We start from the raw sequence: 24,199 nt of genomic DNA, 5'->3' as shown, positions 1-24,199 counted from the left end.
GCCAGGTGTGCAGGCAGCTGCGGGCGCCCGGAGGCCGGCGGGCGCCCGGCGGCGGGGCGGGCGCCCTGTGACGGGGCCCGCCCCGCAGCCGGCTCGTTCACCTCGACGACAGGCTCTGATAAGCCGGCTGCCCGATCTGCTGCGCGGCGGTCCCCGAGCGGTGCATCCGGTGCCACCTCAGTCGGGTGCCCAGCAGGAAGGCCACCACGGACTGGATGACGACGAGGTACATCAGCTGCCGGTAGACCAGGAGCTGGAAGGGCATCGCCCACAGCGCCCGCACCTTCTCCCCGTCCAGGCGCAGCGCGTATCCGGCGCAGAGAAGTTGCACGAGCAGGAAGCCGCACCAGACGCCTGCCGACTGCCAGGGGCCGAGGAAGAGCAGCCCGTACAGCGCGAAGATGTCGACGATCGGCGCGAGCAGCGGCAGGGCGACCTGGAAGAGCGCGAGGTAGCTCAGCCCGCGGCGGCCGAAGCGCCCGGCCGGGCCCATTTCGATGACGGCCCGGCGGTGCTTCCACATCGCCTGGATCGTGCCGTAGCACCAGCGGTAGCGCTGCCGCCACAGCTGCCGCAGCGAGGTGGGCACCTCGGTCCAGGCGATCGCGGACTCCTCGTAGACCACCCGCCAGCCCGCCTGCCACAGGGCCATCGTCAGGTCGGTGTCCTCGGCGAGGGTGTCCTCGCTGACGCCGCCGACGCCCATCAGCGCATCCCGCCGGAAGGCCCCGATGGCGCCGGGGACCGTCGGCATGCACTCCAGCACCTCGAACATCCGCCGGTCGAGGTTGAACCCGAAGACGTACTCCAGGTGCTGCCATCTGCCCAGCAGGCGGCGCCGGTTGCCGACCTTGGTGTTGCCGCTGACCGCGCCGACCGCCGGGTGGGTCAGCGGCTGGATGAGGCACTGGATGGCGTCCTGTTCGAAGACGGTGTCGGCGTCGACCATGACCACGATGTCGTACATGGCATGGGCCAGACCGGTGTTGAGGGCGGCCGCCTTGCCGGCGTTGCGCTGCCGGATCACCTGCACCCGGGGATCGTCGATCCAGGTGGCGATGTCCGCCGTGGCGTCCGTCGACCCGTCGTCGATCACGATGATCTGCAACTGCCGGTGGGTCGAGGCGAGCAGCGAACGGACGGTGGACTCGATGCCCGCCTCTTCGTTGTAGGCGGGGACGAGGACCGTCACCGGGTCGGTGACCTCGCGCAGCCGGGGCGCTCCGGGACGGAACCGGGTCAGCCGCCGGACATGGGCACGGGCGAGGAAGACCAGCATCGCCAGTCGCAGCAGTCCCAGCCCGCCCGCGACGGCGAGCACCCAGGCCATGCCGCTGACGAAGGCGTGCCCCAGGGCCTTGGCCCAGATCAGGGCGGTACCCGTCCAGCGCTCGACGGCGGAGACCGGCGCGTCGGGCGAGGGCTGCCGGACGCCCGCCGTCACGGTGGTGAACTTCGCGACCCTCGGGTTGTCGAGCAGCTCCTTGGTGCCCAGGTAGGCGAGGTCGTTCTGGCTGAACTGCCGGATCACGCCCTGCGACGGCTTGCGGTACCACTGGTCGGCGGCGACCAGTGTGTAGCCCTCCGCGCCGGCCTTCTTGGCGGCCTTCCACTCCGCGCCGCACATGGTGTCCGCCGACGTGGTCTGCGGCAGCCGCAGCAGCTTGGTGTGGAGGCCCACGCTGCCCGCCAGTGCCTTCTGGGTGAGCGACAGCTCCAGCGAGGCGCGCACCGGCGAGGACTCACCCATGGCGGCGCCGGTGTAGGTGTTCGAGCCGATCTCATGACCCTCGGCCCGGATCCGCCGCACCAGGTCCGGGTACTGGGCCGCCTGGGCACCACGGAGGAAGAACGTGGCATGGGCGTGGTGCTTGCGCAGCAGGTCGAGCAGCCGGGGTGTCCATACGGGGTCGGGTCCGCCGTCGTAGGTGAGCGCCACCGTACGGGCGGGTACCGCGGACGAGGCCACCTTGCCGTGGTCGAACCGCAGCACCGGGCCGCCCTTCTCGACGGACCTGGGCACGGGGGTGGTGCAGTCCTTGCGGGTCTTCGCGGCGTCGACCTCGTGGGTCGTCCAGCCCTCGAAGAGCAAGGCGCCGAACATCACCGGAAGGACCATGCACAGCAGCAGCCAGTGGCCGCGCGGGTCACGGGACTGCCGGTGCCGGGCACGGTTCGAGCGGCGCCTCACATCGCCCCCGGGACGCCGGGAACAGGCGCCGCTGTGACCCTTCTGCGGACAGCAAAGGCCCGATACGGGGCAATTTTTTCCACGTCAGCGAGCGGGCTCCGCGGAGCCCTCGCGCGCCGGCGGGAAGCATCGGCGCATGGTCGGTCATCGGATATTTTGTGCCGTTTTCTATACCGTCTGGCCTCACACATGGTGGGCGAGTGTACTCATGAGGACGCCGGGGTACGCACCGCAGATCAGCGAGCGCCCCGGCCGTGCGCAGGAGGTTTGTAACACCTGCGCGAGCGACGGCGCAGAGAGAGAACGGGGGGCGGCGTCGCGGCAGCGGCCTCCCCGTGACCAACGCGATCCCACGAGCCGGCTCTCCGGCCTTCGTCGGCATGCGGCCGTGGGCGCGCCCCCTCCCGGTGGTGCGGAAGGCGCTCCCACCGGCGGCCGACGGCTCGGGCGGAAGGAGACACTGCTCACATGCCGGAGTGGCGACGCTCACATCCCGGGCGGCGAGGGACGGACCGCCCGGGCGGAGCGGCCCCGGGTGACCCGAAGGCACCTAGGGTCTGTCTTCAAAGTCCCGCCTGCCTCGCGGCCACGCCCTAGCTCCCCGTGCGCGCCGTCTCCAGCAGTTCCTCGGCGTGCGCGCGGGCCGTTTCGGAGTCCTCCTGGCCGGCCAGCATCCGGGAGAGCTCGCGGACCCGCTCCTCACCCTCCAGGACCGTGACGCCGCTCCTGGTGACCGACCCGTCGTTGGTCTTCGCCACGAGCAGCTGACGGTCCGCGAAGGCCGCGACCTGCGGGAGGTGCGTGACGACGACGACCTGCGCCGACTTCGCGAGCCTGGCCAGCCGCCTGCCGACCTCGACGGCCGCCTTGCCGCCGACGCCCGCGTCGACCTCGTCGAAGAGGTAGGTCGGTACGGGGTCGGAGCCGGCGAAGACCACCTCGACGGCGAGCATCACCCGGGAGAGCTCACCGCCGGACGCCCCCTTGGCGATCGGCCGGGGCGGTGCGCCCGGGTGCGGGGCCAGCAGGAGTTCGACCTCGTCGGCACCGGCCGGTCCGTAGGCGACGGTGCGGCCGCCGACCTCGATGCCGTCGGCGTCCTCGGCGACCTCGGTCTGGCGGATCTCGACGGTCACCCGGGCGTGCGGCATCGCGAGTTCGGCGAGCTCGGCGGTGACCGCGTCGGCGAAACGCTTCGCCGACGCCGTGCGGGCATCTGTCAATGTTTGGGCCAGTTCGCCCAGTTCGGCGCGCAATGCGTCCCGTTCGGCGGCCAGCTCGCCGATCCGGTCGTCGTCGCCGTCCAGTTCGGCGAGCCGGGCGGCGCTCTCCTCGGACCAGGCCAGCACGGCCGCGATGTCCTGGCCGTACTTGCGGGTCAGATGGTTCAGGGCGGCGCGGCGCTCCTCGACCGCGGCGAGCCGCAACGGGTCGGCGTCCAGGCCGTCCGCGTAGCTGGCCAACTCGCCCGCCACGTCCGCCATCAGGATGCCGATCTCACCGAGCCGTTCGGCGAGCGCGGAGAGTTCCTGGTCGTGACTGCGTACGGCCTCCAGCGCGCGGTGGGCACCGGCGACCAGGGTCGTGGCGTCGACGCCCTCGGGGTCCTCGGGGTTGCCGGCCAGCGCGGCGTGCGCGGCACTCGCCGCGGAGGCCAGCGCCTCGGCGTGGCCGAGCCGCTCGGCCTCGGCGGCGAGGTCGGTGTCCTCCCCGGGCTGCGGCTCGGCCTCCGCGATCTCATCGAGACCGAAGCGCAGCAGGTCGGCCTCCTGCGAACGCTCACGGGCCTGCGTCGTCAGCTCGTCCAGCTCGGCGGCGACGCCGCGCAGCCGGCGGTGGGCGGCGGTGTACTTGGCGAGCGGGACGGCGACGGTGTCCCCGGCGTAGCGGTCCAGCGCCTGGCGTTGGCGGGCCGGCCGCAGCAGGCCCTGCTGGTCGGTCTGGCCGTGCACGGCGACCAGGTCGTCGGCCAACTCCGCCAGCAGGCCGACCGGTACGGAGCGGCCGCCGACATGGGCGCGCGAACGGCCCTCGGCGGAGAGCGTGCGGCTGATCAGCAGCGCGCCGTCGTCCAGCTCCGCGCCGGCCTCCTCCGCCCGTACGGCAGCGGGGGCCCGGGGGCCGACCCCGATCCTGCCCTCCACGACGGCCGACTTGGCACCGATCCGCACCAGCGCGGGGTCGGCGCGCCCGCCGAGCAGCAGGCCGAGGCTGGTGACGACCATGGTCTTGCCCGCGCCCGTCTCGCCGGTCACCGCCGTGAAGCCGGGGGACAGCTCGACAACGGCGTCGTCAATGACACCCAGGGACCGGATCCGCATCTCCTCCAACACGGATACGACCTTACGAGGTCCGGGGGCCGCCCCGCGACGGCCTCCCCTCACTCCTGCCGCCCGCCCCGCGGAAAGTCTCCGGGCAAAGCGGAGGAATTCCCCGAGGTGCGCGCTCGCGTTCCGCCACCCGGAGGGTCACAGAACGGAACGAAAGGTGCGCTCATGGCGAGAGCGGCGGCGCATGGGGTGCCGCGTGGCCGGCGTCCCGCCTTCGCCGGCGCGGGGCCCGCATTCGCCTCGACGGGGGACCGCCCGGAGCCGGGTGCCGGAGCCGGGTGCCGGGGCCGGGTGCCGGGGCCGGGGCCGGGGCCAGGTGCCGGTCGGGTAACGCGTGCCGGTTACGACGGCACCGTCCGGCGCCACAAGGCCGTCCACAGGAACGGTTCGCCGAAGCACGCCGACTGCGGCCCCTCGTCGTGCATGCGGCGCAGTTCCACCTCCGACAGACCGGAGAAGATCCAGCGCAGGGACTCCGGGGTGTAGGCGAGGCCGCCGTGGAGGCGGGCCTGGCGGTAGAAGTCGGTGTCACCGAGTTCGGAGCCCATCCCGCCCGCCGCGAAACAGGTGAGGGCGAGATGCCCGCCGGGTGCCAGGGCCCGGTCGAGGAGGGCGAGGTAACTGATGCGGCGGTGCGGCGGCAGATGGTGGAAGCAGCCGGAGTCGTAGATCAGGTCGTACGGGCCGGTCAGCTCGGTGTCCGCAAGGGCGAAGGCGTCGCCGCACAGGAACCTGACGTCGGCCCCCGCTTCGCGGGCCCGGCACTCGGCCCAGGCGAGGGCGGCCGGCGAGAGGTCCACGGCGTCCACCGCGAAGCCCGCGGAGGCGAGGTGCAGTGCGTTGCGGCCCGGGCCGCACCCGAGGTCGAGGGCGCGTCCCGGGCTGATCAGTCCGCGTGCGAGGTAGGAGACCAGGCTTTCGTCGGGCTTCGCCACGAAGAACGGCACCGGCTTGGAGCGGTCCGCGTAGAAGCCGTCCCACCAAGGGGCCCCGGATGCCGTCCAGCGGTCGGCCTCCGGCGCGAACAGGCCGTCCAGGAGCTTGAGTACGTCCTCCACGCTGCGGATGTTCCGGTCCATCGGCTCCCCCTTCGCCATCCCCGCCCCCTGCCCTTTCCGCCCCGTTTTCCCCTTTCGCAGATCATAGGACCGGATGCCGCCGGGGCCCGGGGCCAGAGGTGTGGCCGGGTGCCGTGACGGACCGGGAGAGCGGTGCCGGCGGAGGCGGGAAGGGTGCCGGTCACGGCCGGGGGCGAAGTGCCGTCCAGGCCCCCGGCACGGGGCGGCACGGGGGCATTTCCCGCCGCGCCGGCCCCTGTTTCTCAAGGTGGAGAGCCGTTTCTCAGCGGAAGAAGCCCCCGGCGGCCCCTAGTGCGGTGCTCCCCGCCACCCCGCCACCGGGAGGGCGAACTTGGCGACCAGGCGGTCCGTGAAGGAGGCATGATGCAGGCGGGCCAGGCGTACGGGCACGGCGCCGCGGCGGACCTCGACCCGGGCGCCGGCCGGGAGTTCGATGCTGCGGCGGCCGTCGCACCACAGCACGCCGTGCGGGGTCTTGGGCTGTACCTCGACCGCCAGGACGGAGCGCGGCGAGGTGACCAGCGGCTTGGCGAACAGGGCATGGGCGCTGATCGGGACCATCAGCAGGGCCTCGACCTCGGGCCAGACCACCGGGCCGCCGGCCGAGAAGGCGTAGGCGGTGGAGCCGGTCGGCGTCGCACAGACCACCCCGTCGCCGCCGAAGCGTGAGACGGGCCGGCCGTCCACCTCGGTCACGACCTCCAGCATCCGCTCCCGGGCGGCCTTCTCCACCGACGCCTCGTTCAGGGCCCAATCGGTGTAAACGACACTGCCGTTGTTGCGGACGAGGACATCGAGCGTCATCCGCTCCTCGACCTCGTACGCGCGGGTGACGACCCGGTCGACGACCTTGTCGAGGTCATCGCGTTCGGCCTCCGCGAGGAAGCCGACCCGGCCGAGGTTGACGCCGAGCATGGGGACGCCGGACGTCCGGGAGAAGTCCGCGCCGCGCAGCAGCGTGCCGTCCCCGCCCAGGACCACCAGCAGTTCGCAGCCCTCGGCCGCGCACTGCTCCGACTCGACGCGCTCGACCGACGGCGGCAGCGGCAGATCCGCGGCTTCCTCCGCCAGCACCCGCACTCCGATGCCGCAGCGCAGCAGCCCCTGGACGACGAGCTCGGCGCTGCGGATGGCCGCGGGGCGGCCGGTGTGGGCGAGCAGGAAGACCGTCCGCCCGGCTCCGGTGTTCCCGTGTGCTGCGCTGCCTTCAACTGCCTGGGTAGTGGTCAACGAGGCCCCTCCGCCACTGCACGGTCGACATCCGCCGGGTCGAGTGCAGGCGCCCCGGCGCGGAGCCACAGAAAGTACTCGACATTCCCCGACGGTCCCGGCAGCGGGCTCGCAGTTACGCCAAGTACGCCAAATTCCAGCTCCGCGGCGCGCTGCGCGACGGCTCGTACCGCGTCGGCGCGCAGCTCCGCGCTGCGCACCACCCCGCCGCTGCCCAGCCGCTCCTTGCCGACCTCGAACTGCGGCTTGACCATCAGCACCAGGTCCGCGTCAGGCGCCGCACAGCGGGCCAGCGCGGGCAGGACGAGCCCCAGCGGAATGAATGAGAGGTCGCCGACGATGAGATCGACGGGCTGTGAGTCGATCTGTTCGAGGGTCAGCTCGCGCACGTTGGTGCGGTCCTTCACGGTGACCCGCTCATCGCTCTGCAGCGACCAGGCGAGCTGTCCGTATCCGACGTCGACGGCCACGACATGACCGGCACCGGCCCGCAGCAGGACATCGGTGAAGCCACCGGTCGAGGCGCCCGCGTCCAGCGCCCGCCGGCCCTCGACCTTCAGGCCGAGCGGTACGAAGGCGGCGAGGGCTCCGGCGAGCTTGTGCCCGCCGCGCGAGACATAGTCCGGATCGCTCTCGTCCTCGCGTACGACCACGGCCGCGCTGGTCTCCACCTGAGTGGCCGGCTTGGTTGCGGTCGCCCCGCCGACGGTCACCCGGCCCGCGGCGATCAGCTGGCTCGCGTGCTCACGGGAACGGGCCAGCTTGCGGCGCACCAGCTCCGCGTCGAGTCGGCGTCGTGCCACTCCTGCCACCTGTGGTTCAGCTCCTGTTGTCGTGCGTCGTCGGGGAAGGGGCGGGCGGCCCGGGGTGCTGGTCGAGACCGGCCAGCACGTCGCGCAGTCCACGGTGCACATCCTCGTACACCTGCAGGTGTCCGCTCGCCGGGAGGTGGTCGGCATCGGCGAGGCGGCGCAGCCTGGAGTCGACCGCGGTCTGACCGGTCGGGGTCGTCCCCACCCCGAGCGGCTGCGGCTCGGCATCACCGGCCGGCGCGGCTCCCGCGGCGCCGGCGCCCTCCTGCTGTTCCCCGGACGGCACGGGCTCCGGCTGCGCGGCTTGTGCGGGTGCCTCCGGCTCCGGGCCGGGCATCGGCTCTTCCATGCCCCCGACGCTACCTTGGCGAAGGCTGACAAGGACGAACGAGCCGTCCCCGACCTGGCGTATCGTCGCTCACGATGGCAACCCTCGACCAGTGCCGCGCCGCTCTCGACCGGCTGGCCCAGAATCTGTCCTCGGCGGACGGCAACGTCCGGCGCGCGGCCGCGTTCGACCGTTCGCTCAGCTGCCGCATCACGGACCTCGATGTGACCTTCCTCGGGCGGCTGTCCGACGGCTCCATCCAGGAGGTGACCCAGGTCCCCGGCCCGCCTCCGCACAAGGCCGAGATCCGGCTGTCCATGGCCGGCGACGATCTGGTCGCCCTGGTGGACGGGAAGCTGAACTTCGCCAAGGCCTGGGGCAGCGGTCGCGTCAAGCTGGAGGCCGGCCTGCGAGACCTGCTGCGCCTCAGGACGCTGCTGTAGTAGCCGTCCCGCCCTTCGTCTTCCCGGCGGCCGGGTTTCCGGCGGCCGGGGCCCCACCCGCGGCGGTCCCGTCGGCCCGGCCCCCGTCCTGCCCCGTGTGCGGCGTCCGCGCCGGGCCCCGGCCCGCCCCCCTCCCGCCGTTACGGGGCTTGCGCGCGGCCGGGACGACCAGCGGGGTGCCGGTCTCCGGGTCCTCGATGATCCGGCAGCTGAGCCCGAAGACCCGTTCCACCAGCTCCGCCGTGACGATGTCGCCCGGCGCGCCCTCGGCGAGGACCGCGCCGTCCTTCATGGCGATCAGATGGGTCGCGTAACGGGCCGCGTGGTTGAGGTCGTGCAGCACCGCGACCAGCGTCCGCCCCTGCTCCTCGTGCAGCTCGGCGCACAGGTCCAGGACCTCGATCTGGTGCTGGATGTCCAGGTAGGTCGTCGGCTCGTCGAGCAGGAACAACGGCGTCTGCTGGGCGAGCGCCATCGCGATCCACACCCGCTGCCGCTGCCCGCCGGACAGTTCGTCGACATAGCGGTCGGCCAGCTCGCCGACCCCGGTGGCCGCCATCGACTCCCGGACGATCCGCTCGTCATCGGCCGACCACTGCCGCAGCAGCCCCTGGTGCGGATAGCGGCCGCGGGCCACCAGGTCCGCCACGGTGATCCCGCCCGGGGCGATCGAGGACTGCGGCAGCAGCCCGAGCGTCCTGGCGACCTTCTTGGCCGGCAGGGAGGAGATCGCCGAGCCGTCCAGCAGCACCGATCCCGTGGCCGGCTTGAGCATGCGCGAGAGCGCGCGCAGCAGCGTGGACTTACCGCAGGCGTTCGGGCCGACGATGACCGTGAAGGAGTGGTCGGGGATGGCCACCGAGAGGTTCTGGGCGATGACCCGCTGGTCGTAGGCGAGGGTGACGTTCTCCGCCGTAAGACGGCTCACTTCAAAGCTCCTGAGGTTGTCGTATCCATGCGGGTGCGCGGCGCGTCGGTCCGTCGCGTCCGCCGTCTCATATCCGTCCCGCCCTGCGCTCCGTGGCCAGCAGCCACAGCAGATAGCCACCGCCCAGGACACCGGTCAGCACGCCCACCGGCAGCTGGTCGGCGCCGAAGACCCGCTGGGCGGCCCAGTCGGCGACGACCAGCAGCACGGCACCCATGAGGGCGGACAGCAGCAGATTGGGGCCGGGCAGGGGTGCGCCGCTGCCCGCGCCCTTGAGGAAGCGCGGGAGGGACAGCCGCCGGGCCAGCTGGGGTGCGGTCAGCGCCACGAAGGAGATGGGCCCGGCCGCGGCGGTGGCGGCGGCGACGAGCACGACCGCCGCCGGCAGCGCGACGATACGGACCCGCTCGACGCGTACGCCCAGGGCGCTCGCGGCGTCATCGCCCATCTCCAGCATGCGCAGCGCACGCCCGTGGAACAGCAGCAGCGGGACGAGGACGACGCAGACGGCGGCCAGCGGCCACAGCTGGTCCCAGTCGCGGCCGTTGAGGGAGCCGGTCATCCAGGTGGTGGCCCGGGTCGCGTCGACGATGTTCGCCTTGGTCAGGAGGTAGAGCACCATCGCGTAGAGCATCGCGCCGGCTCCGATGCCGACGAGCACGAAGCGGTAGCCGTGGATACCGCGCTTCCAGGCGAGCAGGAAGATGGCGACGCCGGTGACCACGCCGCCGACGACCGCTCCGGCGGCGACCGCGAAGGTCCCGGCCTGGAAGCAGACGATGGCGACCAGCGCGCCGACGGACGATCCCTGGGTGAGGCCGAGGACGTCCGGGCTGCCCAGCGGGTTGCGCGAAACGGTCTGGAAGACCGCCCCGGCGATCCCGAACGCGGCGCCGACCAGCAGCCCCACCAGCACCCGCGGCAGCCGCAGGTCCCGCACGATGAACTCCTGGCCGGCATCGCCGCCGCCGGTCAGGGTGGCGATGACCTCGGCCGGGGTCATCGGGTAGTCGCCGGAGCCGATCAGGGCGACGGCGGCGGCCAGCGCGACGGCCAGCAGCACCAGCCCGGCCACCACGGCGGGCACGTCCAGGCGCACCGACAGCCCGCCCCTGGTGCGCACCACCGTGACCCGCCGGGCCCTTCCCGCCCGTCCGCGCGGGGCACCGGCCTTGGCCACCGCCCCGGTGTCCGGCCCGGCGTTCTCTCCGGCGCCCGGCTCGGTGTTCTCCTCGGTGCCCTTCCCGGGCCGCACACTCGCGCTCACAGCTGGGCCATCCTCCGACGCCGTACGAGATAGATGAAGACCGGGCCGCCGACGACGGCCGTGACGATGCCGACCTGCAGCTCACCGGGCCGGGCCACCACCCTGCCGAGCACATCCGCGCCGAGCAGCAGGACCGGCGAGAGCACCGCGGAGTACGGCAGGATCCAGCGCATGTCGGGCCCGGTGATGGCCCGTACGAGATGCGGAACCATCAGGCCCACATAGACGATCGGGCCGCAGGCGGCGGTCGCCCCGCCGCACAGCAGGGTGACCGCGAGCATCGCCTGCACCCGGGTGCGGGTCAGCCGGGCTCCCAGCGCCCGCGCCTGGTCGTCGCCGAGCGCAAGGGCGTTCAGCGGCCGGGCGAGCAGCAGCGCGAGGACACCCCCCACGGCGAGAAATGGCGCGATCCGGCCGACCGTCGGCAGGGTGGCCGAGGCCAGCGAACCCACCGTCCAGAAGCGCATCTTGTCCAGGGCCGCGGTGTCCATCAGATTGACGGCGTTGATGTAGCCGACGAGGACGGCGGTCAGCGCGGTGCCGGCGAGGGCGAGCCGTACGGGTGTGGCGCCGCGGGTGCCGCCGAGGACGTACACCGCGACGGAGACCACCGCGGCGCCGGCGAACGCGAACCACACATAGCCGGTCAGCGAGGTGACGCCGAAGAAGCTGATGGCCGAGACGACCGCGGCCGAGGCGCCGGCGTTGATGCCGAGAACTCCCGGGTCCGCCAGGGGATTCCGGGTCAGCGCCTGCATGACCGTGCCGGCCAGGCCGAGCGCGGCACCGATGATCAGGCCGAGCAGGGTGCGGGGAAAGCGGACATCGCGGATGACGACATCGGTGTCGGAGCCGGAGTAGTGGAACACCCCGTGCCACACCTGGTCGAGGGGGATCTGTTTCGCGCCCACGGCGATACCGAGGACGGCGATCACGGCCAGTACGGCGAGGGAGGCCACCAGCCCCGCGGAGCGCAGGAGATGCCGTCTCCTGGGGGTCGCGGGGGCCGGGGCCGCAGCTGCTTCGGGGGGACTGTCAACCAACACGACAGTTAGGTTAGCCTACCCTCATATTGACCAGCTGCCCCTTCCAGAGAGAAGCACAGCCATCATGAGCACCTCCCGTAGCGTCACCCCGTCCCGTCGCGGCATCCTGGCCACGGGCGGCGCCCTCGGCATCGGCGCCCTGCTGGCCGCTTGCGGCGGGAACAAGGACTCGGGCGGCACCAACAGCGGCGCCCCGACGGGCCGTTGGTCGTTCACCGACGACCGTGAGCAGAAAGCCGCCCTGAAGAACACCCCCCGGCGCATCGTTGCCTTCACCGGCACCGCGGCTGCCCTGCACGACTTCGGGATCGACGACCGGATCGTCGGCGTCTTCGGCCCCACCAAGCTCAAGAACGGCAAGCCCGACCCGCAGGCCGGTGACCTGGACGTCGACAAGGTCACCGTCATCGGCAACGCCTACAACCAGTTCAACGTCGAGAAGTTCGCGGCGCTGCGCCCCGATCTGCTGGTCACCAACATGTACGAGCCGGGCGCGCTGTGGTTCGTACCGGACGACAGCAAGGACAAGATCACCAAGCTCGCCGAGTCCGTCGCCCTCACCTCCTCCCGCGTCCCGCTCATCAAGATCATCGAGCGCTACGCCGAGCTGGCCGGGTCGCTCGGCGCCGATCTGAAGGCCAAGAAGGTCACCGACGCCAAGGCCCGCTTCGAGAAGGCCTCCGCGGCGCTGCGCAAGGCCGCGGGGTCCCACCCGGTCAAGGTGCTCGCCTGCTCCGGCAGCCCCGACCTCTTCTACGCCTCCAACCCCGGCATCAACGCCGACCTCATGTACTACAAGTCCCTCGGCGTGGATCTGATCGTCCCCGACCACCTGGACAAGGGCGGCTACTTCGAGAGCCTGAGCTGGGAGAACGCCGACAAGTACCAGGCCGACGTCCTCCTGCTGGACAACCGGACCGCGACCCTCCAGCCCAAGGACCTGGCCGCCAAGCCCTCCTGGTCCAAGCTGCCCGCCGTCAAGGCCGGCCAGATCACCCCCTGGTCGAGCGAGCCGCGCTTCTCCTACGCGGGCGCCGCACCGCTCATCGAATCGCTCGCCAAGGCGATCGAGGGCGCCAAGAAGGCCGGCTGACGTACGGCCGCGGCGCTCGGCGCCCGCCGGCCGCAGGACCCGTCCGCACCGCCCCGTCCGCCTCTGCGGGCGAACGACGGGACGCTCACGACCGGCCCTCGCCGCCCGCCGCGGTCTCCCCCGCCCCCACCACCGTTCCGGGAGGTACCCGTATGACCACGACCGTCGCCCCGTCCACCGCACCGTTCCGCTTCTTCGATGTGCACGTCGTCCGGTCCAGGCGGCTGAGCCCCTCCATGGTGCGGATCACCTTCGGCGGCGAACGGCTCGCGGAACTGGCCTCCGGCGGCCGCGACCAGCGCTTCAAGCTCTTCCTCCCGCAGCCCCACCAGGACCGGCCGGTCTTCGACGACACCGGCGACGGCTGGTACACCGCCTGGCGGGCACAGGATCCGGCCGAGCGTGCGGTGATGCGCTCGTACACGATCCGCGAACAGCGCCACGAACCGGCGGAGTTCGATGTCGACTTCGCGCTGCACGGCGCCGGTCCTGACAGCGCCGCCACGGCGGGCGGTCCCGCCTCCCGCTGGGCCGCCCGGGCCCGGCCCGGCGACCGGCTGACCGTCCTCGCCCCCGCCGTCGAGGACAACGGCGGCGTCGACTTCCGTCCACCGGCCGGCACCGACTGGATTCTGCTCACCGGCGACGAGACGGCGCTGCCCGCCATCGCCGGCATCCTGTCCTGGCTCTCCCCCGGCACCCGGGCCGAGGTCTGGCTCGAAATCGCGCACGAGGACGACCGGCAGCGGCTCGCGACCTTCGCCGACGCCGGCATCCGGTGGCTCGTCCGGGACGAGGCGGCCGCCGGGCGCGGCGAGCCGGTGCTCGACGCGCTCCGCGCCGCCGAGCTGCCCGAGGGCACCCCGTACGCCTGGATCGCCGGGGAGGCCGGGACCGTCAAGGCGGTGCGCAGGCACCTCGTCCGCGAGCGCGGCATCGACCGCAGGGCGGTGAAGTTCACCGGCTACTGGCGCCGCGGCGCCACCGAGGAGGACCTGATCGCGGAGCTGACCGCCGCGGCCGCGGCTACGTCGTCGTCGGCCGAGGAGAACTGACGGCGGGAACGGACGGCGAGGGCCACCGGCGAGGACCGGCGAACCCGCCAGGGGCCTTGCGGAGAAAGAGCCCGGACCGCAGGGCCCGGGCCCCGCCTCACCTCCCGATCCGCCCCAGCGCCTTCCCCGCATCCGCCCCGCAACTGCCGTCCCCGGCAGCCGTCCAGGCCGCCGCGCACAGCGCCCGCAGCCCGTCCAGCGGCGCCCCCTCGCCCGTGACGGACAGCGCGCCACCGGCCACCTCGGCCCGCCAGCCGCCGCACCGGAACCCGCCGTCGTCCGCGGTCACCGCCGGCTGCGGTGCCAGCAGCCCGCGCAGATCCTCGGCCACATACGCGGGACGGTGCCGCGGCGGGGCGGCCAGCAGCTCGGCGGGCGTGGTGACGCCGGTGAGCACCAGCAGCGAGTCGACCTCGCCGTTGCAGGCGCCCTCGATGTCGGTGTCGAGCCGGTCGCCGATCACCAACGGCCGCTGCGCACCGGTGCGCAGCACCGTCTCCCGGTGCATCGGCGGCTGCGGCTTGCCCGCCACCTGCGGCGAGCCGCCGCCCGCGGCGGTCCGCACCACCTCCACCAGCGCACCGTTGCCGGGCGCGATCCCCCGTTCCTTGGGGATCGTCAGATCGGTGTTGGACGCGAACCACGGCACCCCGCGCTGCACCGCGTACGCGGCCTCCGCCAGCCGCTCCCAGTCCAGCGTGGGGTCAAATCCCTGCACCACCGCCGCCGGGTCGTCGTCCGCGGAGCGGACGGGTTCGAGACCGCGCTCGCGCAGCGCCACCCACAGCCCCTCGCCCCCGACGGCCAGCACCCGCGCGCCCGACGGCACCTGCTCGGAGATCAGCCGCGCCACCGCCTGCGCCGACGTGATCACATCGGCCGGGCCGGTCGGCAGCCCGAAACCGGACAACTGGTCGGCAACGGCCTGCGGGGTGCGGGCGGCGTTATTGGTCACATAGGCGAGGTGCATCCCGCCGTCCCGTGCGTGCGTCAGCGACTCCACGGCGTGGGCGATGGCCCGCCCGCCGGCGTAGACGACCCCGTCCAGATCCAGCAGCGCCGTGTCGTACGCCTCGCTCAGCGGGCGCCGGCACCCGTCGGGCCGCCTGCGAACCTGCTCGTTCATGCCGTCTCGCTCCTCGCTCCCACACACCGCACGAAGAGATCCGCCGGGGCCGGGCGCACGCTCACCGTGCCGCCTGACACACCGTTCCCCCCTCGCGCATACCGATATTTCCAGCCACGCACGGGCTGTCCCCCGATCTTCCCTCATCGGCCCGGCGGCATAGCATTCTTCAATGACCAGTACCGACGGCCTCCGCCTCCACCCGTTCCGCGGACTGCGATACGACCGCGAGCGGGTCAGCAGCCTGACCGCTGTGATGTCCCCGCCGTACGACGTGGTGGTGCGGCCGGATGGCGTGCGCCACCTGGAGACCGCCGACCCGTACAACATCGTCCGGCTGATCCTGCCGCACGCCGCGGACCCCACCACCCGCCACCGCCAGGCCGCCGACACCCTGCGCCACTGGCGCGCCGAGGGCGTGCTGCGGCAGGACGCCGAGCCCGCACTGTACGTCTACGAGCAGCGTTCCGGCGAGGTGCTGCAGCGCGGACTGATCGGGGCGCTGGGCCTGGACGGCCCGGTGCTGCCGCACGAGGGCGTCATCCCGGAGGTGGTCGAGGACCGGGCCGCCCTGATGCGCGCGGCGGCCGCCAATTTCGAGCCGTTGCTGCTCTCCTACCGCGGCCAGGGCACCTCGACCGGCGCCGCCGCGGTCATCGAGCGCACGGTGCAGCGCGATCCGCTGCTCGCCACCACCACCGAGGACGGCTTCGCGCACCGGCTGTGGGCGGTCACCGACCCCGCCGATCTCGCCGCCGTCGACGACGATCTGGCCGGCCGGCAGGCGCTGATCGCCGACGGCCACCACCGCTGGGCGACCTATCAGCGGCTGTACGAGCAGCAGCCCGGCGCCACCGCCGCCTCCCCCTGGGCGTCCGGCCTGGTGCTGCTGGTGGACACCGCCCGCTACCCGCTCCAGGTCCGGGCGATCCACCGGGTACTGCCGCATCTGCCGCCCGCCAAGGCGCTGGCGGATCTGGCCGGTGCCTTCCGGGCCCGCACCCTGCCGGGTGAGCTGTCCGCCGCCCTGGAGGCCCTGGAGGAGACGCCCGGCACCGCCTTCGTCCTCGCCGGCGGGCCGGACTCCTTCCACCTCTTGGACCGCCCCGACCCCTCCCTGCTGGACCGCACGATCCGCCGGGACCGGCCCGAGGCCTGGCGGCGGCTGGACGCCACGGTGCTGCACTCCGTCCTGCTGGACGAGGTCTGGCACATCCCCGACCACCCGTCGGACATCAGCTACCTGCATCACACCGCGGCCGCCGTCGAGCAGGCCGCCCGGCACGGCGGCACCGCGGTCCTGATGCGCGCCACCTCCGAGGAGACGGTCCGTCAACTCGCGGAGCACGGCGTGACGATGCCGCGGAAGTCCACCTCGTTCGGCCCCAAGCCCGCCACGGGTCTGGTCCTGCGCACCCTGGACGACCACCGGAACTGAATTCTCCGGGCCGCCGCCCCCTCCACGGCACCTCTCATCCCTCCCGAGGCGAAATTAGGCTAGCCTTACCTAACCACGTCGCACGGGTGGGTCTCCCTGCCCCTGCGCGCACCTCAGCCTGCGCCGGACGTGGTCAAGTCCGCACCAGGGAGGACACCTTCATGGATCTCCTCGCGCGCCCCGCCGAGGACCCGGCCGACAGCCGGACATACCTGCTCAACGAGAAGACGGCCCAGCGCTACCGCAGCGCGGTCACCGAGAGCGTCACACGGATCGGCGCCAAAATCGCGGGCACCACCCGCCCGTTCACCGGCATCACCGTCGACGACCTCGCCCCCGCCGTCATGGGCGTCGACCTCGACGCCCCGCTGCACGACGCGGCCGCCGCGCTCGACGAGCTCGAAGAGGTCTACCTCCGCGACGCCGTCTACTTCCACCACCCGCGCTACCTGGCGCACCTCAACTGCCCCGTGGTGATTCCCGCCCTCGTCGGCGAGGCCGTACTCTCCGCCGTCAACTCCTCCCTGGACACCTGGGACCAGAGCGCCGGCGGCACCCTCATCGAGCGCCGGCTCATCGACTGGACGGCCGAGCGGATCGGCCTGGGCGAAGCGGCCGACGGGATCTTCACCAGCGGCGGCAGCCAGTCCAACCTCCAGGCCATGCTGCTCGCCCGCGACGAGGCCTGCCGCCGCGCGCTGACCGCCGACGGCGCACCGTCCGCCAAGCTCTTCACCCCGTTCGAGCAGGGAGGGCCACCGGCCACCCGCCGCACGGACGTCCTGCCCCGGCTGCGGATCCTCACCTCCGAGTGCAGCCACTTCAGCATCCGCAAATCGGCCACCCTGCTCGGCATGGGCGCGGAGGCCGTCCTCACCGTCCCCGTCGACGAGCACAAGCGGATGCGCACCGACAGCCTGGCCGCGGAACTGGCGCGCTGCCACCGCGACGGCCTGATACCCATGGCCGTCGTGGCCACCGCCGGCACCACCGACTTCGGCTCCATCGACCCGCTCCCCGAGATCGCCGGCCTGTGCGCCGGCTACGGCGCCTGGATGCATGTCGACGCCGCCTACGGCTGCGGCCTGCTGGTCTCCCGCCGCCGCGCCCTGCTGACCGGCATCGAACGCGCGGACTCGGTGACTGTCGACTACCACAAGTCCTTCTTCCAGCCGGTCAGTTCGAGCGCCGTCCTGGTCCGCGACCGCGCCACGCTGCAGCACGTCACCTACCACGCGGACTACCTCAATCCGCGCCGGATGGCGGAAGCCCGCATCCCCAACCAGGTCGACAAGTCGCTCCAGACGACCCGCCGCTTCGACGCCCTCAAGCTCTGGCTCACCCTGCGCATCATGGGCGCCCACGCCGTCGGGGAGCTCTTCGACGACGTCATCGACCGCGCCGCGGAGGCCTGGAAACTCCTCCACGACGACCCCCGCTTCTCCGTCGTCGTCCAGCCCCAGCTGAGCACCCTGGTCTTCCGCTACGTCCCCGGCACCGACCAGGACCCCGAACTCGGCGACCGGGTCAATCTGCACGCCCGCGAGGCCCTGTCCGCCTCCGGTGACGCGATCGTCGCGGGCACCGTCGTCGACGGCCGCCACCACCTCAAGTTCACCCTGCTCAACCCGGAGACCACCGTGGAGGACATCGCCACCGTCCTCGACCTGATCGCCGAACACGCCGGGACCTTCCTCGCCGAGCAGCCCCGGCCGGCACTCAGCGCGCGCTGACCCTCGCCACCGCAGACCTCCCCCATCGGAGACCTCGTGTCCGCCCCTTACGACTTCATCGCCATCGGCCTCGGTCCGTTCAACCTGGGCCTGGCCTGTCTGACCGAGCCGGTCGACGGACTCGACGGCCTGTTCCTGGACGACAAGCCGTCCTTCGACTGGCACCCCGGCATGATGCTGGACAGCAGCCACCTCCAGGTGCCGTTCCTGGCCGACCTGGTCACCCTCGCCGACCCCACCTCGCCCTTCTCGTTCCTGAACTACCTCAAGGAATCGGGGCGGCTGTACCCCTTCTACATCCGCGAGAGCTTCTATCCGCTGCGCGCCGAGTTCAACGACTACTGCCGCTGGGCGGCCGGCAAACTCGACAACGTCCGCTTCGCCCACCGGGTCACCCGCGTCGCGTACGACCAGGGCGCCGAACTGTACGTCGTCCACGCCGAGCACCTGCCCACCGGCGAGCGCACCACCCACCGCACCCGCAAGCTCGTCCTGGGCACCGGCACCCCGCCCTACCTCCCCGACGCCTGCCAGGGCCTGGGCGGCGACCTGCTGCACAACGCCGGCTACCTGGACGCCAAGCCCGCCCTCCAGGCCAAGGAGAGCATCACCCTCATCGGCAGCGGCCAGAGCGCCGCGGAGATCTACTACGACCTCCTCCAGGACATCGACAGCCACGGCTACCACCTGACCTGGGCCACCCGCTCCCCGCGCTTCTTCCCCCTCGAATACACCAAGCTCACGCTGGAGATGACCTCACCGGAGTACGTGGACTACTTCCACGCCCTCCCCCCGGCCACCCGCGACCACCTCAACGCCACCCAGAAACACCTCTACAAGGGCATCGACTCCGCCCTGATCAACGACATCTTCGACCTGCTCTACCAGAAGAACCTGGCCGGCCCCGTCCCCACCCGGCTGCTCACCAACACCGCGCTGCGCCAGGCCGGTTACGACGAGGCGAGCGGCACCTACACCCTCGGCCTGCGCCAGGAGGAACAGGGCAGCGACTTCACCCTCGACACCCAGGGCCTGATCCTCGCCACCGGCTACCGCTACCGCGTACCGGACTTCCTCGCCCCCGTCCACGACCGGATCGCCTGGGACGACGCCGGCCGCTACGACGTGGCCCGCAACTACAGCATCGACACCACCGGCCACGGCATCTACGTGCAGAACGCCGAGCTGCACACCCATGGCTTCGTCACCCCCGACCTCGGCATGGCCGCGTACCGCAACGCCTGCATCATCCGCGAACTTCTCGGCCGCGAGTACTACCCGGTCGAAAAGGCCATCGCCTTCCAGGAATTCGCCGCCCCGGCCGGCCCGCACCACCTCATGGAGGCCCCGGCATGAGCGCTGTGCTCTTCACCCGCACCGACCCCGCGCTGGGGGAATTCTCCGTCCGCCCGGTCGACCCGTCGGCCGACGCCGCGCTGCTGCACGGCTGGGTCACCCACCCCAAGGCCGTCTTCTGGCTGATGCAGGAGTGCGACCTCGCCGCGGTCGAGAAGGAGTTCACGCGGATTGCCGCCGACCCCTTCCACGACGCCTTCCTCGGCCTGCACAACGGCACCCCGGCCTTCCTGATGGAGCGCTACGACCCCGCCCACCGGGAGCTGGTCGGCATCCACGCCGCCGCCCCCGGCGACGTCGGCATGCACTTCCTGGCGGCTCCCACCGACACCCCCGTGCACGGCTTCACCCGGGCCGTCATCACCACCGTCATGGAAATGCTCTTCGCCGACCCGGACACCCGCCGGGTGGTCGTCGAACCCGACGCCGGCAACACGGCCGTCCACGCCCTCAACAAGGCCGTGGGCTTCGAGATCCAGCGCACCGTCTCGCTCCCCTCCAAAGACGCGTACCTCAGCACCTGCACCCGCGAACAGTTCCTGGCCACCCGAGGGAGACCACCGATGACCGCCGGCAACGGGCCGACCGCCCAGGACGCCGTCGCCCACCTCACCCCCGCGCTGTGGGCCCGCGCCAACCGCCTGCTGATCCGCAAGGGGCTCGCCGAGTTCGCCCACGAGCGGCTGCTCACCCCCCGGCGCCTGCCGCAGGACGACCACTACACCATCCGCAGCGACGACGGCATCACCGCCTACCGCTTCGCCGCCCGCCGGCGGGCGCTGGACCACTGGCAGGTCGACGCCGACAGCATCACCCGCCACCGCGGGGACACCGAACTCCCCCTGGACGCGCTGGAGTTCTTCATCGAGCTGCGCGAAGCCCTGGGCCTCGGCGAGGACATCCTGCCGGTCTATCTGGAGGAGATCAGCTCCACCCTGTCCGGCACCGCCTACAAACTGGCCGCCGGCCTGACCGGCGCCGCCGAGCTCGCGAAATCGCCGTTCCAGGCGATCGAGACCGGCATGACCGAGGGCCACCCCTGCTTCGTCGCCAACAACGGCCGCCTCGGCTTCGGCATCCACGAGTACCACGCCTACGCCCCGGAGACCGCGAGCCCGCTCCGGCTGATCTGGCTCGCCGCCCACCGCGACCACGCCACCTTCACCGCCGGCGCCGGCCTGGACTACGACACCCTCATACGCGACGAACTCGCCGACACCACCCGCACCCGCTTCACCGCCACTCTCACCGGCCTCGGCCTCGACCCCGACGACTACTACTTCTTCCCCACCCACCCCTGGCAGTGGTGGAACAAGCTCTCCGTCACCTTCGCCGCCGAGGTCGCCCGGCAGCGCCTGGTGTGCCTGGGCCCCGGCGACGACGACTACCTCGCCCAGCAGTCCATCCGCACCTTCTTCAACACCACCAGCCCCGCCAAGCACTACGTCAAAACGGCCCTCTCCGTCCTCAACATGGGCTTCATGCGCGGCCTGTCCGCCTCCTACATGGAAGCCACCCCGGCCATCAACGACTGGCTGGCCCGCCTGATCGCCGCCGATGACACCTTCCGGGCCGCCCGCTTCTCGATCATCCGCGAGCGCGCCGCGATCGGCTACCACCACCGCCAGTACGAGGCCGCCACCGCCAAGGGCTCCCCGTATCTGAAGATGCTCGCCGCCCTGTGGCGCGAAAGCCCGGTACCCACCATTGAACCGGGGCAACGGCTGGCCACCATGGCCTCGTTGCTGCACCTCGACGACGAGGGCGGCTCGTTCGCCGCCGCCCTGATCGAGGAGTCCGGCCTGGAGCCCGCCGTCTGGCTCCGCCGCTACCTCGACGCGTACCTCACCCCCGTCCTGCACGCCTTCTACGCCTACGACCTGGTCTTCATGCCGCACGGCGAGAACGCCATCCTGGTCCTCGAGGACGGCGCCGTGGACCGCGTGATCTTCAAGGACATCGCCGAAGAGATAGCCGTCATGGACCCGCACGCGGTCCTGCCCCCCGCCGTCGAACGCATCCGCGCCGACGTACCCGAGGACAAGAAACTCCTCTCGGTGTTCACCGACGTCTTTGACTGTTACTTCCGCTTCCTGAGCGGCACCCTCGCCGACCGCGGCGTCCTCGACGAGGACACCTTCTGGCGCACGGTCGCCGCCTGTGTCACCGGCTACCAGGCCACGGCTCCCCACCTGGCCGACAAGTTCCGGCAGTACGACATGTTCACCGACGACTTCGCCCTCTCCTGCCTCAACCGCCTCCAGCTGCGCAACAACCAGCAGATGGTCGACCTCCAGGACCCCGCCGGCGCCCTCCAGCTCATCGGCACCCTCCGCAACCCCCTCGCCCCTTACGCACCGACTGCCCCCTGACCCCCACACCGCAAAAGAGAGAAGGGCGGGCCCCTCACGGGGACCCGCCCTTCTCCTCACCTCAGCTCGTCACGAGGCGACCAGCCGACTCAGCCCTTCGCCGGCCCCTCGTCGTCCCGTACACCGTCGCCGTCCCGTGCACCATCGGCGTCCCGTGCACCACCGTCGCCCTCACGGGCCCCGGCGCTCTCGTCGGCCTCCGTCGTCTCCTCCATCTCGTCGGCCTCCTCCAGCGCATCGGTGAACTCCACCCCGTCCAGCTCGGCGAGCCGGTCCGAGGCATCCGTGGTGCCGCCCTGGTCGGCCTCCAGCGCCCTGGCGAACCAGTCGCGCGCCTCGTCCTCGCGCCCGACGGCCAGCAGCGCATCCGCGTACGCATACCGCAGCCGCGCCGTCCACGGGTGCACCGCACTCGACGCCAGCTCCGGGCTCTGCAGCGTCACCACCGCGGCATCCGCCTGCCCCATGTCCCGCCGGGCACCCGCCGCGACCAGCCGCATCTCGACCTGCCCGGCCCGGTCCAGCTTCTGGACCTCGGGCTCACCGGCCATGGCCATCGCCTTCTCGGGACGCCCCAGACCACGCTCACAGTCCGCCATGACGGGCCACAGCTCCACGCTGCCGGTCATCCGCCGTGCCGCCCGGAACTCCGCCAGCGCCTCGCTGTACTTGCCGACCGCGTACGCCGCGAAGCCCGCGGCCTCGCGCACGGCCGCGACCCTGGACGCCAGCCGCAGCGCCACCCGCGAGTATCCGTACGCCTTCTCCGGGTCCTCGTCCAGCAGCTTCGCCACCATCACCAGGTTCTTGGCGACATCATCGGCAAGCGTCTTCGGCAGGCTCAGCAGCTCCTGACGCACATCCTTGTCGATCTCCTCACCGGTGACATCCTCCGGAATCGGCAGCCGCTTGATCGGCTCCCGGTCCCGGTCCCGCCGGTCGTCGCGCCGGTCGTCCCGGCGGTCATCCCGCCCGCGCCCCGCACCATACGGCCGACGCCCACGCTCCTCGTCCCTACGGAACCCACCACGGTCGTCCCGCCGGTCATCCCGCCGGAACCCGCCGCGGTCCCCACCGCGGTCATCGCGCCGGTCGCCACCGCGGTACCCACCACGGTCACCACCCGACGGACGGTCGTCCCGACGGAACCCACCCCGGTCACCACCGGACGGACGGTCATCCCGACGGAACCCGCCACGGTCGTCCCGCCGGTCATCCCTGCGGAACCCGCCACGATCCCCGCCACGGTCATCCCGCCGGAACCCGCCGCGGTCCCCACCGCGGTCATCCCGCCGGTCGCCACCGCGGAATCCACCACGGTCACCACCCGACGGCCGGTCATCGCGACGGAAACCACCACGATCCCCCCCGCGGTCATCCCGCCGGTCGCCGCCCCGGAATCCACCACGCTCGCCACCCGACGGACGGTCGTCACGACGGAAACCGCCACGATCCCCACCGCGGTCATCCCGCCGGTCGCCACCGCGGAACCCACCCCGGTCACCACCGGACGGACGGTCGTCGCGACGGAACCCACCACGGTCCCCGCCCCGGTCATCCCGCCGCTCGTCCCGTCGGAATCCACCCCGGTCGCCACCGGACGGGCGGTCATCGCGACGGAAACCACCACGGTCCGCACCACGGTCGTCCCGCCGGTCGCCACCGCGGAACCCACCACGCTCGCCACCCGACGGACGGTCGTCACGACGGAAACCGCCGCGCTCGCCACCGCGGTCATCGCGCCGGTCGCCACCGCGGAATCCACCACGGTCACCACCCGACGGACGGTCGTCACGACGGAACCCACCACGGTCCCCGCCCCGGTCATCCCGCCGCTCGTCCCGTCGGAATCCACCGCCGCGCTCATCATCGCGACGCGGCCCACGCGGCCGGTCGTCACGGCGGTCTCCCCCACGGAATCCACCCCGGTCGCCACCGGAAGGACGGTCGTCCCGACGGAAACCACCACGGTCCCCACCACGATCGCCGCGGTTGTCCCTGCCCGCGTAACCGCCACCGGCACCGGCCGGGCGGCCGCCGCGGTCGCTGTCACGACGCGGTCCCCGGTCGTCACGCCGGAAACCACCGCGGTCACCGTCGTCGCGCCGCTGCGGCCGGCGCTCCGAACGATCGTCGGAAGAGTTGGTGGACATCGACGTGACTCCTGTCTTCGGTACTGCATTCATTCTCACGCACCGATGACTTCGGCGCGCTTCGGCATAAAAACAAAAAAGACCCTTGGTCCCAGCGTGAACGCTGGGACCAAGGGTCCTGAAAGATTGTTCGGCGGCGTCCTACTCTCCCACAGGGTCCCCCCTGCAGTACCATCGGCGCTGAAAGGCTTAGCTTCCGGGTTCGGAATGTAACCGGGC

Annotated in this window: 18 protein-coding genes, 1 rRNA gene and 2 pseudogenes; 8 read left to right on the top strand and 13 right to left on the bottom strand. The window is 72.1% G+C overall.

Annotated features, from left to right (window positions below):
- Positions 1-97 precede the first annotated feature (97 nt).
- The 6 genes from ABZ851_RS33790 to ABZ851_RS33765 form a co-directional block, all read right to left on the bottom strand.
- A complete protein-coding gene (locus ABZ851_RS33790) occupies positions 98-2,191 on the bottom strand; it encodes a bifunctional polysaccharide deacetylase/glycosyltransferase family 2 protein (RefSeq protein ID WP_361135981.1) in 2,094 nt (697 codons plus the stop codon).
- A gap of 593 nt (positions 2,192-2,784) precedes the next feature.
- On the bottom strand, positions 2,785-4,512 hold the full coding sequence (recN, locus tag ABZ851_RS33785; protein ID WP_361136161.1) for a DNA repair protein RecN: 1,728 nt from the start codon (positions 4,510-4,512) through the stop codon (positions 2,785-2,787).
- 350 nt (positions 4,513-4,862) lie between these two features.
- Entirely contained in the window at positions 4,863-5,600 is a 738-nt protein-coding gene (locus ABZ851_RS33780) for a class I SAM-dependent methyltransferase (RefSeq protein ID WP_361135978.1), read from the bottom strand.
- Positions 5,601-5,888: 288 nt separating this feature from the next.
- Entirely contained in the window at positions 5,889-6,830 is a 942-nt protein-coding gene (locus tag ABZ851_RS33775; RefSeq protein ID WP_328388002.1) for an NAD kinase, read from the bottom strand.
- Positions 6,827-7,642 (bottom strand): TlyA family RNA methyltransferase, encoded by an 816-nt coding sequence (locus ABZ851_RS33770; protein ID WP_088797018.1) that lies wholly within the window; start codon positions 7,640-7,642, stop codon positions 6,827-6,829. The genes ABZ851_RS33775 and ABZ851_RS33770 overlap by 4 nt, the downstream gene beginning before the upstream one ends.
- Positions 7,643-7,649: 7 nt before the next feature.
- Positions 7,650-7,991 carry a hypothetical protein gene (locus tag ABZ851_RS33765; RefSeq protein ID WP_361135974.1) on the bottom strand — a complete coding sequence of 114 codons (342 nt, stop codon included), beginning with the start codon at positions 7,989-7,991 and terminating at the stop codon, positions 7,650-7,652.
- A 74-nt stretch (positions 7,992-8,065) separates the two neighbouring features.
- Between ABZ851_RS33765 and ABZ851_RS33760 the strand changes: the two genes are divergently transcribed.
- A complete protein-coding gene (locus ABZ851_RS33760; protein WP_336054662.1) occupies positions 8,066-8,413 on the top strand; it encodes an SCP2 sterol-binding domain-containing protein in 348 nt (115 codons plus the stop codon).
- Here ABZ851_RS33760 and ABZ851_RS33755 read toward each other — a convergent pair.
- The 3 genes from ABZ851_RS33755 to ABZ851_RS33745 all read right to left on the bottom strand — a co-directional run bounded on the left by ABZ851_RS33755 (position 8,397) and on the right by ABZ851_RS33745 (position 11,654).
- Positions 8,397-9,341 (bottom strand): ABC transporter ATP-binding protein, encoded by a 945-nt coding sequence (locus tag ABZ851_RS33755; RefSeq protein ID WP_361135971.1) that lies wholly within the window; start codon positions 9,339-9,341, stop codon positions 8,397-8,399. The genes ABZ851_RS33760 and ABZ851_RS33755 overlap by 17 nt on opposite strands.
- A gap of 67 nt (positions 9,342-9,408) precedes the next feature.
- Complete coding sequence (locus tag ABZ851_RS33750; RefSeq protein ID WP_361136158.1) at positions 9,409-10,467, bottom strand: iron chelate uptake ABC transporter family permease subunit; 1,059 nt, start codon at positions 10,465-10,467, stop codon at positions 9,409-9,411.
- A gap of 137 nt (positions 10,468-10,604) precedes the next feature.
- Positions 10,605-11,654, bottom strand: a complete 1,050-nt coding sequence (locus ABZ851_RS33745) for an iron chelate uptake ABC transporter family permease subunit (RefSeq protein WP_361135968.1) — start codon at positions 11,652-11,654, stop codon at positions 10,605-10,607.
- Positions 11,655-11,718: 64 nt separating this feature from the next.
- On the opposite strand from ABZ851_RS33745, the gene ABZ851_RS33740 reads away from it, so the two are divergent.
- Both ABZ851_RS33740 and ABZ851_RS33735 read left to right on the top strand, forming a co-directional pair.
- Positions 11,719-12,747 carry an ABC transporter substrate-binding protein gene (locus ABZ851_RS33740; protein ID WP_361135965.1) on the top strand — a complete coding sequence of 343 codons (1,029 nt, stop codon included), beginning with the start codon at positions 11,719-11,721 and terminating at the stop codon, positions 12,745-12,747.
- 152 nt (positions 12,748-12,899) lie between these two features.
- Complete coding sequence (locus ABZ851_RS33735; protein WP_361135962.1) at positions 12,900-13,802, top strand: siderophore-interacting protein; 903 nt, start codon at positions 12,900-12,902, stop codon at positions 13,800-13,802.
- Positions 13,803-13,899: 97 nt separating this feature from the next.
- Here ABZ851_RS33735 and ABZ851_RS33730 read toward each other — a convergent pair whose 3' ends face one another.
- Complete coding sequence (locus ABZ851_RS33730; RefSeq protein ID WP_361135959.1) at positions 13,900-14,928, bottom strand: HAD-IIA family hydrolase; 1,029 nt, start codon at positions 14,926-14,928, stop codon at positions 13,900-13,902.
- A gap of 172 nt (positions 14,929-15,100) precedes the next feature.
- On the opposite strand from ABZ851_RS33730, the gene ABZ851_RS33725 reads away from it, so the two are divergent.
- The 5 genes and pseudogenes from ABZ851_RS33725 to ABZ851_RS33705 all read left to right on the top strand — a co-directional run bounded on the left by ABZ851_RS33725 (position 15,101) and on the right by ABZ851_RS33705 (position 21,827).
- On the top strand, positions 15,101-16,366 hold the full coding sequence (locus tag ABZ851_RS33725) for a DUF1015 domain-containing protein (protein ID WP_361135956.1): 1,266 nt from the start codon (positions 15,101-15,103) through the stop codon (positions 16,364-16,366).
- A 161-nt stretch (positions 16,367-16,527) separates the two neighbouring features.
- Positions 16,528-18,099, top strand: a complete 1,572-nt coding sequence (locus tag ABZ851_RS33720; protein WP_361135952.1) for an aspartate aminotransferase family protein — start codon at positions 16,528-16,530, stop codon at positions 18,097-18,099.
- Positions 18,100-18,135: 36 nt separating this feature from the next.
- A complete protein-coding gene (locus tag ABZ851_RS33715; RefSeq protein WP_361135948.1) occupies positions 18,136-19,455 on the top strand; it encodes a lysine N(6)-hydroxylase/L-ornithine N(5)-oxygenase family protein in 1,320 nt (439 codons plus the stop codon).
- Positions 19,452-19,934, top strand: a pseudogene (locus tag ABZ851_RS33710) (GNAT family N-acetyltransferase); the annotation flags it as partial. The gene ABZ851_RS33715 and the pseudogene ABZ851_RS33710, both read left to right, overlap by 4 nt.
- An 84-nt stretch (positions 19,935-20,018) precedes the next feature.
- Positions 20,019-21,827, top strand: coding sequence for an IucA/IucC family siderophore biosynthesis protein (locus ABZ851_RS33705; protein ID WP_361136155.1), 1,809 nt, complete (start codon positions 20,019-20,021; stop codon positions 21,825-21,827).
- Between the two features lie 89 nt (positions 21,828-21,916).
- Here the strand turns inward: ABZ851_RS33705 and ABZ851_RS33700 are convergent, their stop codons facing one another.
- From ABZ851_RS33700 to rrf, 3 genes and pseudogenes are all read right to left on the bottom strand, one after another.
- A complete protein-coding gene (locus ABZ851_RS33700; RefSeq protein WP_336054674.1) occupies positions 21,917-22,732 on the bottom strand; it encodes a hypothetical protein in 816 nt (271 codons plus the stop codon).
- A gap of 450 nt (positions 22,733-23,182) precedes the next feature.
- Positions 23,183-23,818, bottom strand: a pseudogene (locus ABZ851_RS33695) (hypothetical protein); the annotation flags it as partial.
- A gap of 290 nt (positions 23,819-24,108) precedes the next feature.
- Positions 24,109-24,199: ribosomal RNA gene (gene rrf / locus ABZ851_RS33690) — 5S ribosomal RNA — on the bottom strand; the annotation flags it as partial.

Source organism: Streptomyces sp. NPDC047049 (assembly GCF_040643995.1).
Lineage (GTDB): Bacteria > Actinomycetota > Actinomycetes > Streptomycetales > Streptomycetaceae > Streptomyces > Streptomyces mooreae.
The sequence above is the reverse complement of the archived record's forward strand: the minus strand, read 5'-3'. Positions and strand labels throughout refer to the sequence as shown.

Bases quoted from the DNA above. Each gene is read 5' to 3' on its own strand.
- ABZ851_RS33730 (WP_361135959.1), bottom strand. From the start codon at position 14,928: ATGAACGAGCAGGTTCGCAGGCGGCCCGACGGGTGCCGGCGCCCGCTG.
- recN (WP_361136161.1), bottom strand. From the start codon at position 4,512: ATGCGGATCCGGTCCCTGGGTGTCATTGACGACGCCGTTGTCGAGCTG.
- ABZ851_RS33705 (WP_361136155.1), top strand. From the start codon at position 20,019: ATGACCGCCGGCAACGGGCCGACCGCCCAGGACGCCGTCGCCCACCTC.
- ABZ851_RS33765 (WP_361135974.1), bottom strand. From the start codon at position 7,991: ATGGAAGAGCCGATGCCCGGCCCGGAGCCGGAGGCACCCGCACAAGCC.
- ABZ851_RS33735 (WP_361135962.1), top strand. From the start codon at position 12,900: ATGACCACGACCGTCGCCCCGTCCACCGCACCGTTCCGCTTCTTCGAT.
- ABZ851_RS33740 (WP_361135965.1), top strand. From the start codon at position 11,719: ATGAGCACCTCCCGTAGCGTCACCCCGTCCCGTCGCGGCATCCTGGCC.
- ABZ851_RS33780 (WP_361135978.1), bottom strand. From the start codon at position 5,600: ATGGACCGGAACATCCGCAGCGTGGAGGACGTACTCAAGCTCCTGGAC.
- ABZ851_RS33760 (WP_336054662.1), top strand. From the start codon at position 8,066: ATGGCAACCCTCGACCAGTGCCGCGCCGCTCTCGACCGGCTGGCCCAG.
- ABZ851_RS33725 (WP_361135956.1), top strand. From the start codon at position 15,101: ATGACCAGTACCGACGGCCTCCGCCTCCACCCGTTCCGCGGACTGCGA.
- ABZ851_RS33720 (WP_361135952.1), top strand. From the start codon at position 16,528: ATGGATCTCCTCGCGCGCCCCGCCGAGGACCCGGCCGACAGCCGGACA.